At 66.6% G+C, this 15,680-nt stretch carries 12 protein-coding genes and 1 pseudogene; 8 read left to right on the top strand and 5 right to left on the bottom strand.

Annotation, left to right across the window (positions count from 1 at the left end; genetic code table 11):
* From FYJ31_RS04155 to FYJ31_RS04190, 8 genes and pseudogenes are all read left to right on the top strand, one after another.
* A pseudogene (locus FYJ31_RS04155) lies at window positions 1-216 on the top strand (ATP-binding protein); the annotation flags it as partial.
* 312 nt (window positions 217-528) lie between these two features.
* Complete coding sequence (locus FYJ31_RS04160; protein ID WP_195839437.1) at window positions 529-1,086, top strand: hypothetical protein; 558 nt, start codon at window positions 529-531, stop codon at window positions 1,084-1,086.
* On the top strand, window positions 1,071-4,904 hold the full coding sequence (gene mobF / locus FYJ31_RS04165) for a MobF family relaxase (protein ID WP_229773842.1): 3,834 nt from the start codon (window positions 1,071-1,073) through the stop codon (window positions 4,902-4,904). The genes FYJ31_RS04160 and mobF overlap by 16 nt, the downstream gene beginning before the upstream one ends.
* Window positions 4,847-5,191, top strand: a complete 345-nt coding sequence (locus FYJ31_RS04170) for a hypothetical protein (RefSeq protein ID WP_032684617.1) — start codon at window positions 4,847-4,849, stop codon at window positions 5,189-5,191. Before mobF ends, FYJ31_RS04170 begins: the two co-directional genes overlap by 58 nt.
* Before the next feature lie 20 nt (window positions 5,192-5,211).
* Window positions 5,212-6,270, top strand: coding sequence for a Fic family protein (locus FYJ31_RS04175; protein WP_077423896.1), 1,059 nt, complete (start codon window positions 5,212-5,214; stop codon window positions 6,268-6,270).
* A gap of 130 nt (window positions 6,271-6,400) precedes the next feature.
* Window positions 6,401-6,790 (top strand): hypothetical protein, encoded by a 390-nt coding sequence (locus tag FYJ31_RS04180; RefSeq protein ID WP_143247345.1) that lies wholly within the window; start codon window positions 6,401-6,403, stop codon window positions 6,788-6,790.
* A gap of 10 nt (window positions 6,791-6,800) precedes the next feature.
* Window positions 6,801-7,430: a hypothetical protein gene (locus FYJ31_RS04185; RefSeq protein ID WP_143247344.1), complete on the top strand. Its 630-nt coding sequence runs from the start codon at window positions 6,801-6,803 to the stop codon at window positions 7,428-7,430.
* 309 nt (window positions 7,431-7,739) lie between these two features.
* Window positions 7,740-8,765 (top strand): hypothetical protein, encoded by a 1,026-nt coding sequence (locus FYJ31_RS04190; RefSeq protein ID WP_154536072.1) that lies wholly within the window; start codon window positions 7,740-7,742, stop codon window positions 8,763-8,765.
* Window positions 8,766-8,829: 64 nt separating this feature from the next.
* Here FYJ31_RS04190 and FYJ31_RS04195 read toward each other — a convergent pair whose 3' ends face one another.
* From FYJ31_RS04195 to FYJ31_RS04215, 5 genes are read right to left on the bottom strand one after another with little or no spacing between them, the layout of a single operon-like run.
* Complete coding sequence (locus tag FYJ31_RS04195; protein ID WP_100985759.1) at window positions 8,830-9,207, bottom strand: hypothetical protein; 378 nt, start codon at window positions 9,205-9,207, stop codon at window positions 8,830-8,832.
* A complete protein-coding gene (locus tag FYJ31_RS04200) occupies window positions 9,204-9,992 on the bottom strand; it encodes a hypothetical protein (protein ID WP_154536073.1) in 789 nt (262 codons plus the stop codon). The genes FYJ31_RS04195 and FYJ31_RS04200 overlap by 4 nt, the downstream gene beginning before the upstream one ends.
* A 29-nt stretch (window positions 9,993-10,021) precedes the next feature.
* Window positions 10,022-11,227, bottom strand: coding sequence for a hypothetical protein (locus FYJ31_RS04205; protein ID WP_154536074.1), 1,206 nt, complete (start codon window positions 11,225-11,227; stop codon window positions 10,022-10,024).
* A complete protein-coding gene (locus tag FYJ31_RS04210; protein WP_154536075.1) occupies window positions 11,224-12,567 on the bottom strand; it encodes a hypothetical protein in 1,344 nt (447 codons plus the stop codon). The genes FYJ31_RS04205 and FYJ31_RS04210 overlap by 4 nt, the downstream gene beginning before the upstream one ends.
* Window positions 12,567-14,507, bottom strand: coding sequence for a type IV secretory system conjugative DNA transfer family protein (locus tag FYJ31_RS04215; RefSeq protein WP_154536076.1), 1,941 nt, complete (start codon window positions 14,505-14,507; stop codon window positions 12,567-12,569). Before FYJ31_RS04215 ends, FYJ31_RS04210 begins: the two co-directional genes overlap by 1 nt.
* Window positions 14,508-15,680 lie beyond the last annotated feature (1,173 nt).

Raw genomic sequence — 15,680 nt, forward strand, 5'->3', positions numbered from 1 at the left:
TCCTCTACCAGATCATCGCCGGCAGCTACGAACGTCGCAGCATCATCCTCCGCCACGAACATCGAGTTCAGCAAATGGGGGACGATCTTCGCCGACGACAAACTCGCCGCCGCGATCATCGACCGCATCGTCCACCACGGACGCCTCATCGAATTCACCGGCCCCAGCCGACGCGTCAGCCAAGCCCTCATGTTCGGCAAGACGGACAACCAGTAAAACAAACCACCGGCCGGCACTCCTCATGCCGAAAACCGAAAAAAATTAGTGACGAAACACGAAACACCGACTTGACTAAAAACACGGATGGTGGTCCCTCGACGAAAGGGCCAGGCCATGAGCGACCGCCCAGGGACCACAGGGGCCACAAGCGAATGGCCCAGACCCGGCCGATGCAAATGGGCCCGGTGCCCGCACCCCGAGACCCTGGTATGGGCGGACGGGTACTGCTCGGCCCGATGCCGGCGCCAGGCGCGCAAGGCGGAACCGGGACGGGTGCCGGCCGGCCACTGCCGCATGTGCGGCGAACCCGTGTACAAGCCCGCCCAGGGACCCGTGCCCGACTTCTGCTCCGACCGGTGCCGCAACAGGTGGAACCGGCTCACCCGCACCGGGACAAGTGCCCGCCCACGGCGATCATGCCACGAATGCGGCGCACGGCTCGATACCGGCACGCGAGGCGAATACTGCGGCGACGCATGCCGCAAGGCACATGACTACAAGACGGCGCGCGATCGGCGCACGCTGCGCTCCGCCGCCAACGCCGGAACCATCGAAAGGCTCAGAATGAACGCCGACGACCTGCTGACGAGGGCGCACGCCATCGAACTGGACACCGAAACCATACGGCGACATGGCATCGAGACGCGCGCCCGCACCCACATCCTGCTCATGCGCATGCTCACGCTCGCCGCCACCCACGACCCCCGGTCCCTCACGCAGGCGGGACCCGACGGCCAGATCGGCCGCATCATCGACGCATGCGACCGGACCGGCGAGGACGGGGACGCGGAACGACTCCTGCGCCGCCACGGACCGGACCGCGGCGCCGCAGGAAAAGGAGAGGAGCACGCATGGCCATCAGCATGACCAAACTCAGCAGCGCCGACTACTACCTCGACCGCACGCGCGAGGCGCTCCAGGCCGACGGAGGCATCCCCGACGAGGCCACGCCCGGACCGCTCACAGGCCCCGACCCAGCCGCCTACTACAACGCCGAAGGCAACCCGCCCGGCCGGTGGATCGGATCGGCCAGCCGGCTGCTCGGCGGCGAGACCGGACGGCAGGCCGGCGCCGAGACCGTGCGCATGCTCATCAACGAACGCCGAAACCCCGAAACCGGCCGCAGCCTCGACCAGGCCGGCATACGGGCCGACAACGACGGGCAGCCGCCCATCGCCGGATACGACCTGACCCAGACCGTGCCCAAAAGCGTGAGCATCCTCTGGGCGTTCGCCGACCAGGACACGCGCCGCGCCATCGACGAATGCCTCCACCAGGCGGCCGACATGACCATCGGCTACTTCGAAGCCGAATACGCGGCCACCCGGGCCGGGGCCGGCGGCGTCGCCAGCACGGCCTGCGACGGGGTCGCCGGCTTCGCCTTCGACCACTGGGACTCCAGGGACGGCGACCCCCACCCGCACACGCACCTGGTCATCTCCAACCGGGTGCGCCGCACCACGGACGGCCAATGGACCGCGCTCGACGGACGCGCCGTCTACGGGGCCACCGTCGAACTGAGCGAATACAACGCCAACCTCGTCAAGGACCTGCTCACCCAACGACTCGGCTGGGCCTGGCACGAACCGGCCCGCGCCCGCGGACGCGGCACCAGGGCCGTGGCCGGCGAGGTCCAGGGAGTGCCCGAGGAGCTCATCGACGCGTTCAGCGGACGCGACAGGGAGATCGAAACCCGGCTCGCCGCCATCATCGACGAGGAGGAACGCCGCACCGGCCATACGATCGGATGGAAACGACGCGCCGAACTCCACAAACAGGTCTGGCTGGAAACCCGCAAGCCCAAGACCGACGCCCGACCCGGACTGGCAGAACTGACCCGACGATGGCACGGCAAACTGCGGGCCGAAGCCCCCGGCACCAGCATCGACGCCATGTGGCAGGCGGTCGACTCGCACCGGGACAGGACCATAGAACTGGGACAGACCGCCTCCCGGGCCGCGGGCATCCGCCTCGCCGGACAGCTCGCCGACCACCAGACACCCGGCCAGACGGAACTCGAACGGCTTGCCGACGCTGCCATGGCACACACCGAACGCACCCGCGCCACATGGACGCTCAGCAACATCCGGGCCGAAGCCGAACGCCTCCTCGCCGACATCCGGCTCGACCCCACGGCCCGCGCCGACACCGCCAACCAGGTCGCCGAACTCGCCATCCGCCGCTGCGTGAAAATAACCCCGACCCGCTACCGTGCAGGACAGGCCGGCGACGACCCCGCGCTCGTCAGCCGCGCCGGACGCAGCACGTTCGACGACCCCACACTCGACCGATACACCAGCCAGACGATCCTCGACATGGAAAAACGCGTCATGGCCACGTTCGGCCGGACCGACCCGCTCGCCTGGGGACCCGGGGAGGGCACCCGGCTCATCCAGTCCATGCGGGCCGGCGGAAACCGGCTGAGCGACGACCAGGCGAAGGCCGCCGCATACCTGCTCGAGAACCCGCACGCGGCCAGCGCGCTCATCGGCCCCGCCGGCACCGGAAAGACGACCACCATGCGCGCCGTCGCCCGAGCATGGGAGACCCGGCACGGGAGAGGATCCGTGCTCGGCCTGACCCTGTCCGTCCGGGCCAGGGACGAGCTCGCCGACAGCATCGGCACCAACGCGATCACCATCGCCAAGCTCCTCGACAACGTGTCCGAACGTCACCGGGCGCAGACCGACGACCTGCGACGCGAATACCGGTGCCGGCTCGCCGCGGCGCGCACCCCCGCCGAACGCGACCGGATACGCCGCTCCATCAGCGAATCCGACGCCCGGGAACAGGCCGGCCTCATCCACCCCGGACAGCTCGTCATCGTAGACGAGGCGGGCATGGTCGGCACCCCGGAACTGGACGCCATCGCCGAACTGTGCGAACGGGCCGGAGCCAGGCTCGCACTGACCGGCGACCCCATGCAGCTCGACGCGCCCGCCGCCCCGGGCGGCCTGCTCGCCTGGGCCGAACGGGAACACCGGTGCGCGACCCTCACCAGCCTGTGGCGTTTCCGCAGCGACCCCGGGCTCTGGGCGAACGACCCCGACGGCGGACGGGCCAGATGGGCAGACGAAGGCAAAGCCACGCTGCGCCTGCGCGCCGGCGGCGACCGCGCGAAACCGGACAGCGTCGAGGCATGCCGCCGGCTCGTCGCCGAATACGCGGCCCACCACCGTCTCCACTGGGGCGAGGACCGGGAATGCGAGGAGGAGGCGTACCGGATGACCCTGCAATGGCAGAAGACGGGCAAGACCACGCTCCTCGTCGCCGGCACCAACGAACAGGTGCGCGCCATGAACCAGCGCACCATCCTCGAACGGCGCGTGCTCGGCCTGTCCGACGGGGACCCGTCCCGCCTCGCCACGCTGTCCGACGGCCTGAAGATAGGAGCCGGGGACCGGATCGTGTCCCGCGCCAACGACCACCAGGTACGTGGCCCCGACGGACACCGCATCGAGAACGGCATGGCGTTCACCGTCACCCGCATCGACACGGACGCGATCGCATGCCGCGACGCGGACGGAAGGCAATGGACCATACCCCGGGACTGGGCGAAAGCGAACTGCGAGGCCGGGTACGCGACCACCATCCACAAAAGCCAGGGCATGACCGTCGACCGGTGCGCCGCCATGTTCCCCTCCGACGCGCGCGTCCCATGCAACCTGCAATACGTGGCCGCCACACGAGGCCGCGAGGAGAACCACCTCCTCTACGCATGCAAGGACGAGAAGACCCGGCAGACGGAAGCCATGCTGTCCGGATCGGACACCGATCCCGAAGCCATCGCCCGCCAACGCATGCTCTCCACGCTCCTGACGCGCCCCGACACGCGCACCGCCACCGAAACCCGCATCGACGAACACGAGGAGAGATACAGTCTGACACGACTCCTGCGCGAACACGACTACGCAGCCGGCCTCATCGCCGGCCCCCACCTCGAGGCCAAACTCCGCCAATGCCACAACCCGGGCATCGTGAGCATGATCACGAGGTCCCCGAACTGGGAGTGGCTGCGCGCGCTATGGTCCCGCGCCTGGATGACCGACCCCAAGCGGGCCATGGCCATCGTCAGCCGCGACATCAGCCCCAAGGACGAGCACGGCAACCGGCAGGACCCCGCCGCCGTCATGGCCGGCCGGCTCAGCAGCGGCCTGCTCGACCGGCTCAACGGCGCGGTGCGCGACGACTGGACCGCCGGCATCATCCCGCCCATCAAGGCATCCAGAAACACCGCCGCCCTCGACCTGGTGCGCCAGAACGAACTCCTCATCACCCAACGGGCCGACGCCCTCGCCCGACAGGCCGCCACGGGCGAACAGCCCTGGTCGAGGACCGTCATGGAAACGGCGCGGAAGCACGGCGACCACAACCTGCTGCGCGACGTGGCCATCTACCGGGACATGTGGCACATCGACGACCCCGACAAGCCCATCGGGCAAAGGCCGCCGGGCCGGTCCGGCCGGCAGGAACAGCACTGGTGCAACCTCGACGCACGCATCACCGGACAAGGAAGCGGCGTCGTCAACCCCGGCAAAACCCGGAAGGCCAACCGTAATCGGCCGGAAAACCCGACGCCCCGCGTGGAGACGCCGAACCCCGCAGCCATGGAGGAAAGGAACCCGCAATGGAAGACACGGCAGGAACCATCATCGAACAACTCGCCCGATGGGCCGACGCAATGACCCGGACCCTGGACTCATGGGACACCGGCACCCTGATCGTCCTCGCCGTCACGCTCACGGTGCTCGCCGGCGTCACCGGCCGCGCCACCACCGGCGGCGGACTCATCAGGCAGATCCTGTGGATCACCGTCACCGCCATACTCACCCTCATCGCCGTCGCGACCGTCTGGACCATCGCGAGCCGATACCTGCCCATCCCCGAGCTCGAAACGCTCCTGCGAAACCTCGCCGGCCACCAGCCCCTCTTCCGGAGCCTGGACACGGCGGCACGCATACTACGATGGTGACGACAGGAAAGGAACGGGCCATGGCGAAGCAAACACGGAAACGACTGGTCGACTGGCTGCGCGCGGAACGCGACCAGAAGGTCTCGCACGGCCTCTACCAGAACACACAGCTCGTGTTCGCCTACAACAGCAACCACATGGAAGGATCCACGCTGTCCCCGGAACAGACCGCCCAGCTGTTCGACACCGGCGCGCTGCTGCCCGAAAACGCCGACGACGAGATACGGCTGGACGACGCGACGGAAACCGTGAACCATTTCCGCGCGTTCGACCGGATCCTCGACCTCGCGGACGAACCCGTCGACAAGGCCATGGTGTGCGAGCTCCACGCGATCCTCAAACACGGGACCAGCCAGGAAACCGACCCCTCGCGCAACGTCGGCGGATGGAAGACGCTTCCGAACGTCATCAGCCCCATCGAAGGCATCCACACCGTCCTGCCCCGGGACGTGCCCCGCGCCATGAACGACGTATTCAAGGCGTTCGCGGAACTCAGGGACGACCCATACCAGACAGCGAGGGCGCACTGGCTGTTCGAGACCACGCACCCGTTCTCGGACGGCAACGGGCGCATCGGACGACTGGTCCTCTTCAAGGAGATGCTCCGCCTGGACGCCGTGCCGCCCCTGATCCGCGACGCCAACCGGAACTACTACACGCGAGGGCTGCGCCGGTTCGGCTCGCAACCCGCCTACCTCGTGGACACGCTGCTGAACGAGAGGGACTACTACCGCACCATGATGGAGACCCTCGCCCCCGGCATGCTCCGCTACACCTACATCGACGAATGGGCAGACCGGCATGAAATCGAGACGCGATGCGAGAGCGAACCGGAACGCAACCCATACGTCAGGGACCGATGGAACGACGAGGACCTGAAAAGCGTCACGCCATCGGAACGGTTCATACTCGGATACGGCTTCGTGCCGCCCCGCAACGCCACGTCCGAGGAAAAAAGACGATCGGAAGGGGCCAGCCGTTCCACCGGCGCACTGGCCTTCCCGGACCCGATGCCCGCCCCGGCACCGGTTCCACCCCAGACCCCGGATGACGGCGGCGACGGTCCGCGACCCGTATGATTGGGAGAAAAGACGAAACGGAAGGCGACGACGCCTGAGCCGATAACAAAAAGACAGCCGGGGCCAACCCGGAGGAAACCCGGCAAAGAGAAGAGGACCGGCGATGAGCGGGCATGAATGGCGGCCGTGGATGGCAGAACCGGTGCGCGAAGGCGTGGAAGACGGCGTCGAATGGCGGATCATAGCCAACGACGTGTTCTTTGCATGGCAGGGATACGCACATATCCCGGACGGGCACGTGTGGCGACATCTGAACGCCGACGACATCGAACCGTTGGTCGACGTGTACGGCGGCGTCACCTACGGGCCCGACCAATCGGGCTGGATAGGCTTCGACACGTTGCAGGGCAACAGCAGCATGATCGGACTGGACGGCACCGACCTGGACGAATCACGCCGCGAACTATGCGAGAAGATGGGCTGGCCGTGGATCGAACCCCATAAATGGACGTGCGAAGAGATCGAGGAGGAGACGAAACGCATGGCCGCATGCATCGCCGCCAACGACACGAGACCATAAGGAGAATCGGATGGGCAAGCCCCTGATATTCGTAGACTTCGACGGCGTGATCAACCAGTTCCCGGACGCGAAGGTCATGCGTCGGCAGGGATGCGTCGAATGGATGAGGCCCAACGATCCTCGCCGCGTCAGGTATGCGCCGGATAACTGGTTCCGTCCCGACCGGAAGGAACGGCTGCTGGTTCGCGACATGGGACGACGGTTCACAATCCGGTGGAACATGGAACTCGTGGTCCGTCTGGATGCGTTGGACGCTGACAAGTACTGGCTGAGCACCTGGCAGCCGGAGACCATGCAATTGAACCGTGCGCTGGGCGTAGACTGGCCGACCATCCACTGGTACAACCCCGTCACGCGGGAGGGCATCTGGACGGGCAAGCGCCGCACCATAGTCGACGCGCTGGCGCAGGGCCGTCCAATCGTCTGGCTGGATGACGAGGAGACCACCCATGATGCGAGTCTTGCCGTCGAATCCACGTCCCATACGGCACCCGTGCTCGCCGTCGGTCCCGATCCGGCCATAGGCATCAGCCGGCCCCAAATGAAGCTTGTAGAGGAATTCGTCCAGGACTCGCCCGACGGATCCGTCGTGCGGTTCGTCTCGACGGCGGACGGGCACGCGGGGCACCGGGGCTTCTAGACCAATCGGTCGGCCTCGCCAAAGGCATGATTCCCCGGCCCGGCACCGTTCTAGAACAACGGGCCCATTGCGCTTCACCGTGCCGATCGGACGCGCGTCCTTGACCACGGCATTCAGCCCTTCGCCGCGGCAGCGCTCGAGAAACCCTTCCGCAGCCGTCGCGTCATCGAATATGACCCTTATCACCGTCTTCGCCACAGAGGGCATTCTACAGAACCGTATGCGAGATTCAATGAAAATGATCTGTGGCATGGAATGCATGCTTATCGTGGAATCAGAAACAAACCGATTCGTTGATGGAGAGTAATTATGAGACACAGGCGCAATGAATATGGCAATCTGCTTGCGATATTGGGGACAGTCATCATGTCTGTATTCATATCCGAGCTTATGGGGCAGGCAAAGCAGTGGTGGCAAGCAGACATTTCGACGCGAACAGGCATGAAAAAGTCGACATCCAATGTAATTGAGAAGGCGGAACCGACCGTTCGGAAAACCGAGAAGAAAGGTGATGGAGAAATGCGGTTCAAGAAACAATTGGCAAGCACACCGGATATTGAGGGCACAAAGAAAAAGTCACGTGTAAAGCCCTCGATTAGGGAGATACTCTCTCAAATCGGTGGTGTTCTCCTTATTATCGCAATGTTCTTGGCGTTTGCCGTCGCCGTGGTTGCCTTGTTGGAGCAACTGTTTGGTTTTCCTTGGGGGAGACCGTTGATGGAGCGTCTAGGGACTCCGGCTCTTATCATTATTGTTGTCGCGCTGTGGCTGAGCGATCCGAAAAGGATGGCGTTGCTCATGCATCAGATAATCCAGTTACTGTTCGCTTGCAGCTGTGCAGTTGGCGTGCTTCTTTATGCGAGAACGGGCGGCGCGGTCCAAGAGGATCAGGCGATGGCGTTGCTGTTCTGCGTGCTCGGTATTCCCGGTCTGGCTAGTTTCATTTTCAGCATTACGCGAAGACGTGATGCCGACGATATCTTGAAGTTCCGTAAAACGACGTTTTATCCTTTACTTATCATCGTATCAGGAGCAATCGGGCAGTGTTCCGCGATTTTTGGGAAGGTACTTGCTGGCGTGGTTATGGGCGCACTTATCACGGGATACACGAAAAGCGTATGGGACATGTGGATGGAGAAGCCGTCCTCCACATGGGCGAAGACGTCTGGGAAGCCAGTACAGCCCGCCGACCGTAACTCGTACCAAGTCCAGTGGTCCGACGAATACAAAATGTATGTCGGTAGTTGCAGCGGTTTCCCGAATCTACGGTATCCGGCAAAGACCCCGGATGAAGCGCTTTCCGCCATCCGCGATGCGGTTGCGCGGAAAAACTGATGCCATGAGGGCAGCGTGGAAATTCCGGATGTGCGTAGAATATTGGGACTGAAAAACTGGCCGACTATCTTCTGTTTTGTCCGGCGCGCAGCATGCGGGCCTCATCGGTGTCGCGGATGCGCAGGTCGGTGACGGTGAACGCGAGGATGGGGCCGCCCTTCTCGGGCCGGTAGAGACGTGGCCTGCCGGCGAACTCGACGATCTGGCCGCCGGCGGCCCCGAGCATGCGGTTGTGGACCGCCCCGGTGGCGGGGATCAGGGCGACGGGGATGTCGGCGCCGCCCTCCCGGGTCACGCAGCGCAGCATGCGCACGCGTGTGCCGTCGGGCAATGTGATGCCTCGGATGCCGGCCGGCAGGATCTTCGCTATGCCGGGGCAGGAGCCGATGCCGAGACGGATGCCGGAACCGCTGTGCTCCCGCCGCGTGGTGTCCGCTGTCATTGTGCTTCCTTTCCGGTGTCGGGTATGGTGACCGATGGTCCGTCCTGAGGGAACAGGCGGTCGATCTGGTCGACGGTCATGTTGGCGGTGCATGCGCTGATCGATTTGGTGAGGGTCTGCTGTGCGGAGGTGAGCTTGTCGTAGTCGTCGGATCCGGCGTCGACCAACGTTCGCGCCTGTTTCGCGGCCTTGGCCAGGCCCGTGCAGTCGTCCGGCGTGGGGTCGGGAAGCCTGTCCACGGCATGTTCCGCTTTGGGCAGACTGGATTTGAGATCGTCGAGCCGGTATCCGGCGGCCTTCGACAACGCCTCGGCATACCATTCGTCGGCCAATGCGCGGACAGTGGATTCCTTCTCCTGCCGGCCGATCGCGTCGAACAGGTCGGTCGCGTTGCCTAGGTCCTTGTCGCCGTGGCGGATGAGCGTCTGGCCGAACGTGTCGATGTTGCCGCCGTCCGGGGAGTTGAGGATCGACCGGGCCTTGTTGGCGATGTCCTCCGTGGAACCGGTGAATTCCGATGGTTCCGAAGACGGGTCCGTCCGGGACTGGTTTTTCGTATCCTTGCCGCTGTCTGTCGCCTGTTGGGCGGATTGAGGTTCTGGTTGATCGGATGTCGTGGACTGGAACGGGTTGAGCGCGATCGTGGCCGCCAATGCGATTACGGCCGCGACGGCGAGCAGCAGCGCCTGCCGTTTCGGCTCCATCCGCTCGAATCGGTCCCTTGCTCGGCCGAGAAGGCCCTGACGTTCCCTGTGCTCGTCTTTGCGTGGTGTCTCGTCCGTCATGATGGTGCTCCTTTCGAATGGATGATGGGCTATAGTCCCGGATCGTTGCCGGGCAGGCCGTTGCCGTCGCTGGGGGACGGCACGCTCCAGCCGTTGCCGGGCTGGGAGCCGGTTCCGTCCGATTGCCCCGACTGTCCCGACTGGTATTGGGGTATCCATTGCTGTTGCTGCTGTGGCGGCGTCGGGTCGGGGACGGTCTGCTGTTCGGCCTGTCGTTCCCTCTCCTGGCGTTCCCGTGCCGCTTTCTCCTCGGCCGCGCGCTTGGCCTTCGCATGCTCCGCCTGCGTGGCGATGGCCTGTTCGAGGGTCTTCCTCGCCTGCTCGACCCGGGAGGCCAGATCCTCGAGCTCCTTGACGGTGACGTCCTTGCCGGGCTCGGCGGCCCGTTCGAGGATCGTCGTCAGATCGTCGATGGCCGTGCCGGTGTCGTCGTCGCGTTTCGCGCCGTCCCGGAGCTTGGTGGCCTCGCCGACCGCCTTCGCGAGCGATTCGCGCGCGTCGGCCTCCTGTTTGATGGCGAGGGCCCTCCTCGCCGCCGACACCAGCGTGTTCGTGTCCTTATTGGCCTTGCCCGCGCGGTTCTTCAACGATCCAGCATCCCTGATGGACAGCCGGGCGGCGGGCTCGTCGAGTATCCTCGCGTTGTCTGAAATCCGCCTGTCCAGACGGCTCCATGCCTTCGCGTCGGCGAGGTCGGACGCCTTGTGGGCTTTGACGAACCGAGTCGCAATCGTATTGGTCTCCCGCAGCACGGCCTGTGCCTGTTCCGCGTCGTGGCGGGCGGACGCGGTGACGGCGCCGGCGGCGATCACGCCGACGGGCGCCACGGCGGCGACCACGGCGAGCACCGTCAGTACGATCCGGACGGCATGGCCCGCACGGGCGGGCTCATCGGCATCCATATCGGTGCCGAATCCCGGAATCGCGTCCTGGTGCATGTCATCCAGGTCATCGGATGGCGACGTGTCGTCGGATGCCGGCAGGGGGATCGCATGCGCGCCGGGAGGCGGGGGAGCCGTCACATCGCCACCGGCCCCCGGTCCTGAGGCCTGCGGCGGGACAATCCTTTCCTCCTCTTGGGGAAGATCGGGCTCATGGCCGGTATCGGTGCCGTCGTCGCCGGCGGCCGGCGTGGGGGAGGGAGTCTCGTCCGGTTCCGAGAGCAGGCGGCGGATCCAATCGTCGCCGTTCTCGGCAGGGGAGTCGAGTTGTTCGAACAGGTCCGGCATGGTCATGGGCGCATGCCTCCCCTCGGGCCGATCGTCGCGCGTATCGTGGCCGTGAGCCGGTCGAGCTGCTCCAGGGAATCGAGATCCCGTTCACGGGCGATGCCTTCGAGCCGTTTCGCGAGCTTCAGCTCCTCGTCCGGGTCCCGGGGCCGGTACGAGTCGGGGTTCCAACGCGGGTCCCCGGCCTCGTCGAGCAGGGCGCGTCCCCGTGACGCCAGTACGCGCGCCTCCTCGGCCTCCTCATGGGACAGGGGAGCCTTCCGGTCGTCGAGCCGTCGTTCGACGGCGGCGATGGCCTGGTCGAGCCGGTCGCGGGCCGCGAGCTCCATGGACCTCCAGTCACGCCACCGGTCGGACAGCTCCCGCAGATCACCGCCGGTGTCCGCGGCGAGCTGGCGTGACAGGCGGTCGCGTTCCGGCCCGTCGGGCATGCGGCGGATGCCGTCGCGGGAACGCCGGTAGCCGTCCAGCCGCTCCTCGCAGCCCGCCAGCGTGGCCATGAGCACGTCGGCGGAGGGATCGTCATGCGAGGCGGGCGAGGGAGGCGTCCCATAGGCAAGGAGCGTGGAGGAGACGAAATCCTCGCCGCCCCGCCAACGGCCGGTGAACGCCGGTTCCGTCTTCCATCCGCCGCGCCGGCGATACCACGACTCGTATTCGACCTCCCGGGCGCGTCGGCGCGAGGCATGCTGTTCGCCGTCCATGTGATGCGCGTGGGAGGATTCTCCCGTGCCGGCCGCCGTCAGGTATTCCTTGACCCGGGCGAGGGCCTGGTGGATGTCCTGCATGAGGGCCGGCATGTACATGCCGCCGTTGGGGGAGGCCGCGGCCAGGTCCGCATGGCATTTCAGGGCGAACACCTCAGCCACCACGTCGTCGTGCTCGATCCAGCAGGCGGGCAGCGTCTGCTCCCATGTGGGGAACGTGCGGCACAGCCATTCGCCGTAGCGGATCGCGTGCATCGTCATCAGGTCGATCTCCGTGCGCGAGGGCGCGCCGGTCCAGTCGATCGGCCGGGCCATGCCCATCGTCTCCCAGGAGCGTTGCGGCATCGCCGTCCACAGGCCCGGCCCGTATTCCGGCTCTTGCGGAGGCTCGCCGGTCAGGTTGCGCACGGTCTGCTCGATCTGCGCGGCCAGGCTGGCCGACGGGTCCTTGCCCTGATGCGCCCTGTACACGTCCGACAGGAGCACGGTCAGCCGCGCGGCCGACGCCGACGCGGCGTCGAGCCCCCGGGCCCAGTCCGCGGCCGGCGGCACGGGGGATGAGACGCCGCCGGCCGTACCGGTCCGGCCTCCCGTCATGCCGGCCAGGATCTCGTCCACCTCGTCACGGGTGTCGTCCATCACCTGTCTCCTTCCGCGTCATGCCACCATCCGCGTTCCATGAAATGCGGGGCGCGGACCAGGGCCGGCGCCTCGCGTACGGGCTGGACGACCATCCACCCGCGCGGCAGACGGCTCAACTCCCACGGCAGCACGGTCTCCTCCGCGCCGCGGCGTTCCGTGACCCCTCCGAGCGGACCCTGTCCCGGATTCCACGTGGACTCGAAACGGGTGACCTCATGCCGGCCGATCTGCATGCCCCACCATTCGAGGCTGTCCCGGTCGGTCACGCCGCCCAGCATGATCCGGTTGCAGTTGTTCCAAACGGTCTGCTCGGTCTCCCGGTCGTAGTCGCGCACCATCATGTCGCGCGACTGCTCGACCACGAGCAACTGATAGCCGTTGCCGCCGCCCTGCGTGATCGCGTTGCGCAGGCCGCCCCACGTCTCGATGTTGCTCAGCTCGTCGAGCACGAACCGGGCCGGCGGCTCGATCTTGCGCAGGTTGGGTCCCGACGCCTCGCGCGACAGGGCGAGATCCTGGCACGCCTCCTGGAACGTGTCCAGCAGGAGCACGGCGAACAGGCCCGCGTTCACGCCTCCGCCCGCCTGCGATTTCGGCCGGCTGAGTACGTACACGGTGTCATGATCCTCGACCATGCGCCTCGGATCGATCAGACGCGGGTCGCGCGGCGAGAAATCCATCGTCGAACGCACCTTCGGGTCCGCGAGGATCGCGAACGCGTTGCGCACGCCGAACCATTCGCTCGACCGTTGGCGCGTGTCCATGGTCTCCAGGCCACGGATCGTGTCCGCCCAGCGCAGCATCTCCCGCTCGCCCGTATGCTCGCGGATCAGGTCCGCGGCCTCGAGCGCCTTGCGGGGGCTGACCGACCACTCGTAGCATTTCGAGATCGGCAGGTTGCTGATCGCCGCCGCATACAGAAGCGCCTGGATGTAGCCTCCCGCGCTCACGCCCCACTCCCTGTTGTTCGACCCCTGGCCCAATCCGCCCACGCCCACCAGGGTCTGCGCGCGGCGCATCGCCGTGGTTGGGTCCTCGCACCCCTGCAACGGGGTCCAACGCATGTTGTGCCGGGTCAGCGGGTCCGCCGCGCCCAAACCCTCCGGGTCGAAGATATGGACACGGCCACGGCCGCCGTACCGGGCCCCGGTCGACGGATCCGCCACACCCCTCTCCCGCAGGCGACGGGTCGCCGAGATGATGTCGCTGCGCGTCGACGTGGCCAGCACGAAGCCGGGCGCCTCCACCACCGCGGGGATCACGACCGTCACTGTCTTGCCGGACCTGGTCGGTCCCAGCACGTACGCGTGCATCTCCAACGACAGCCAGACACCGACGTGATGGCATTCGCCCACGTACATGGCCGCCTGCCAGGGCCTCGGCCACACCGGGTCGCCGCCCATGCGACGCTCCCGCATGGCCGCGGCCAGCATGGCCGGCAGCACGCTCGGCACCATCGTGCGCATCACCTCGCGCACCCCGCACGCGGCCGCGACCTGACGACGCGTGGCCATGCCCGGAGCCGACGACAGACGATCCACGAGCCGTTCCCCGGAATCACGGTACGCGTCCCAGAACACCCAGAGCACGGCGCACACGGCCAACGCGGCCATCCAGAAGGGCATGGACAGCAGCCCGCCGGCCACCGGATCGCCGCCCGCCGCCGCGAACAGCAGCAGCGTGAACGCCATCGCCACGAGCAGGACGCCCACGGCCAGACGACGCACCAGCACCGACCCCTCACGCGACAGGGCGGCCAGAAGCCCCGTATGCTCCGCCAGCCACACGCCCGCACGCGAGTCCTCGAACCCACGCCACACGGCCATGACCCGACGGCGCGAATCGACACGCGACCCCTCCACGCCCCGGCCGGCATCGCCCTCCAGATCGGGCGCCAGCTCCTCATACCAGGGACGATCCCCGGACGCATCCGCCATCAGCGGCCTCCTCACCAACGAATACGGAAAACGAATACGGAGAAACGGATACAACAAAAACGATGCGGTTCAGGCCGCGGACCTCAGATCGCTCGTGTCGAACAGGGCCGACAGGGTCGGACCGGCCAGGGCGCGCACCATACGCGGATGCTCCGCACCGACCCTCCACACCCCAAGCCCCTGCGGCAGCGTGGGAATCACCCGCCGCTCGTCCTCGCTCAGATCCGGGACCAGCCGGCTGAGCATGTCGATGTTCGACCCGCCCTGACGGAAGATGATCTTCGTCTGCATCTGGTTGAGGATCTCCTCGACACGGCCACGCAGCTCGCTGCCCTCGCCGAACACATGCGTCATGTCGTTCACGCCATGCACGATCAGCCAGGTCGCGCACCCCCAATGGCCGGCGGACCGCTGCCTGGTCTGCAACGAGTCCACCAGACGCGCGTTCGACAGCAGGTCCCACGCCTCCTCGTCGACCACGATCCGCCGTCTCCCGTCTCGCCCCTGCAGCAGACGGTCGATCCACGAGCTCACCGCCGCCGTGAACACGCGCTTGAGCTGCTCGTTGTTCAACGCCGGACTCGACGTGTCGAACACGATCATCGGGCTCGACGGGTCCAACCGGATCGTGGACTCCCTGTCGAACATGCCCGACAGGGTGCCGCCACGCACCATCGGCGCATACACGCGCGCCGCCGCGGCCGCAGCCGCACGGGCCAACGCCGGCTCATGCTCGAAACCCGTCATCGAGGGCGACTCCCCATCCACCCACGAACGGTCCGCGAGACGGTCCACCGACGCCTCCAACGTCATCGGCCCCGTGCCGAACGACACCGCCACACGGTCCACGACCACCTGCATGTCGCGATCCAGCGGGAACGGGCCTCCATCCTCGCGCAATGCCTCCGCCAGGCTCATGAACGCCGCCTTGCGCCCGGGAAGCACCTCCTGACGCCACAGATCGTCCTCGCCGGCGGACGGACGGTCCGGCAACGCGAACGGATTCAGATAACGGCCGCCGCCCGGCGAGACGACCTGGCCTCCCACATGATTGGCGACCCGGCCCCACTCGCCCTCGCGATCCGACTGGACGATCACATGACGGCCCGCCTCGATCTCACGCAACGCCATCACCTTCGCCGCGAACGACTTGCCGTTGCCGCGAAGACCGCA

This window comes from Bifidobacterium sp. WCA-178-WT-4B, assembly GCF_009696495.1.
Lineage (GTDB): Bacteria > Actinomycetota > Actinomycetes > Actinomycetales > Bifidobacteriaceae > Bifidobacterium > Bifidobacterium infantis.

Excerpts from the sequence above, each read along its gene's own strand:
- FYJ31_RS04190 (WP_154536072.1), top strand. The coding sequence starts at position 7,740 with ATGAGACACAGGCGCAATGAATATGGCAATCTGCTTGCGATATTGGGG.
- FYJ31_RS04195 (WP_100985759.1), bottom strand. The coding sequence starts at position 9,207 with ATGACAGCGGACACCACGCGGCGGGAGCACAGCGGTTCCGGCATCCGT.
- FYJ31_RS04180 (WP_143247345.1), top strand. The coding sequence starts at position 6,401 with ATGGCAGAACCGGTGCGCGAAGGCGTGGAAGACGGCGTCGAATGGCGG.
- FYJ31_RS04175 (WP_077423896.1), top strand. The coding sequence starts at position 5,212 with ATGGCGAAGCAAACACGGAAACGACTGGTCGACTGGCTGCGCGCGGAA.
- FYJ31_RS04215 (WP_154536076.1), bottom strand. The coding sequence starts at position 14,507 with ATGGCGGATGCGTCCGGGGATCGTCCCTGGTATGAGGAGCTGGCGCCC.
- FYJ31_RS04200 (WP_154536073.1), bottom strand. The coding sequence starts at position 9,992 with ATGACGGACGAGACACCACGCAAAGACGAGCACAGGGAACGTCAGGGC.
- FYJ31_RS04210 (WP_154536075.1), bottom strand. The coding sequence starts at position 12,567 with ATGGACGACACCCGTGACGAGGTGGACGAGATCCTGGCCGGCATGACG.
- FYJ31_RS04205 (WP_154536074.1), bottom strand. The coding sequence starts at position 11,227 with ATGACCATGCCGGACCTGTTCGAACAACTCGACTCCCCTGCCGAGAAC.
- FYJ31_RS04185 (WP_143247344.1), top strand. The coding sequence starts at position 6,801 with ATGGGCAAGCCCCTGATATTCGTAGACTTCGACGGCGTGATCAACCAG.
- mobF (WP_229773842.1), top strand. The coding sequence starts at position 1,071 with ATGGCCATCAGCATGACCAAACTCAGCAGCGCCGACTACTACCTCGAC.
- FYJ31_RS04170 (WP_032684617.1), top strand. The coding sequence starts at position 4,847 with ATGGAAGACACGGCAGGAACCATCATCGAACAACTCGCCCGATGGGCC.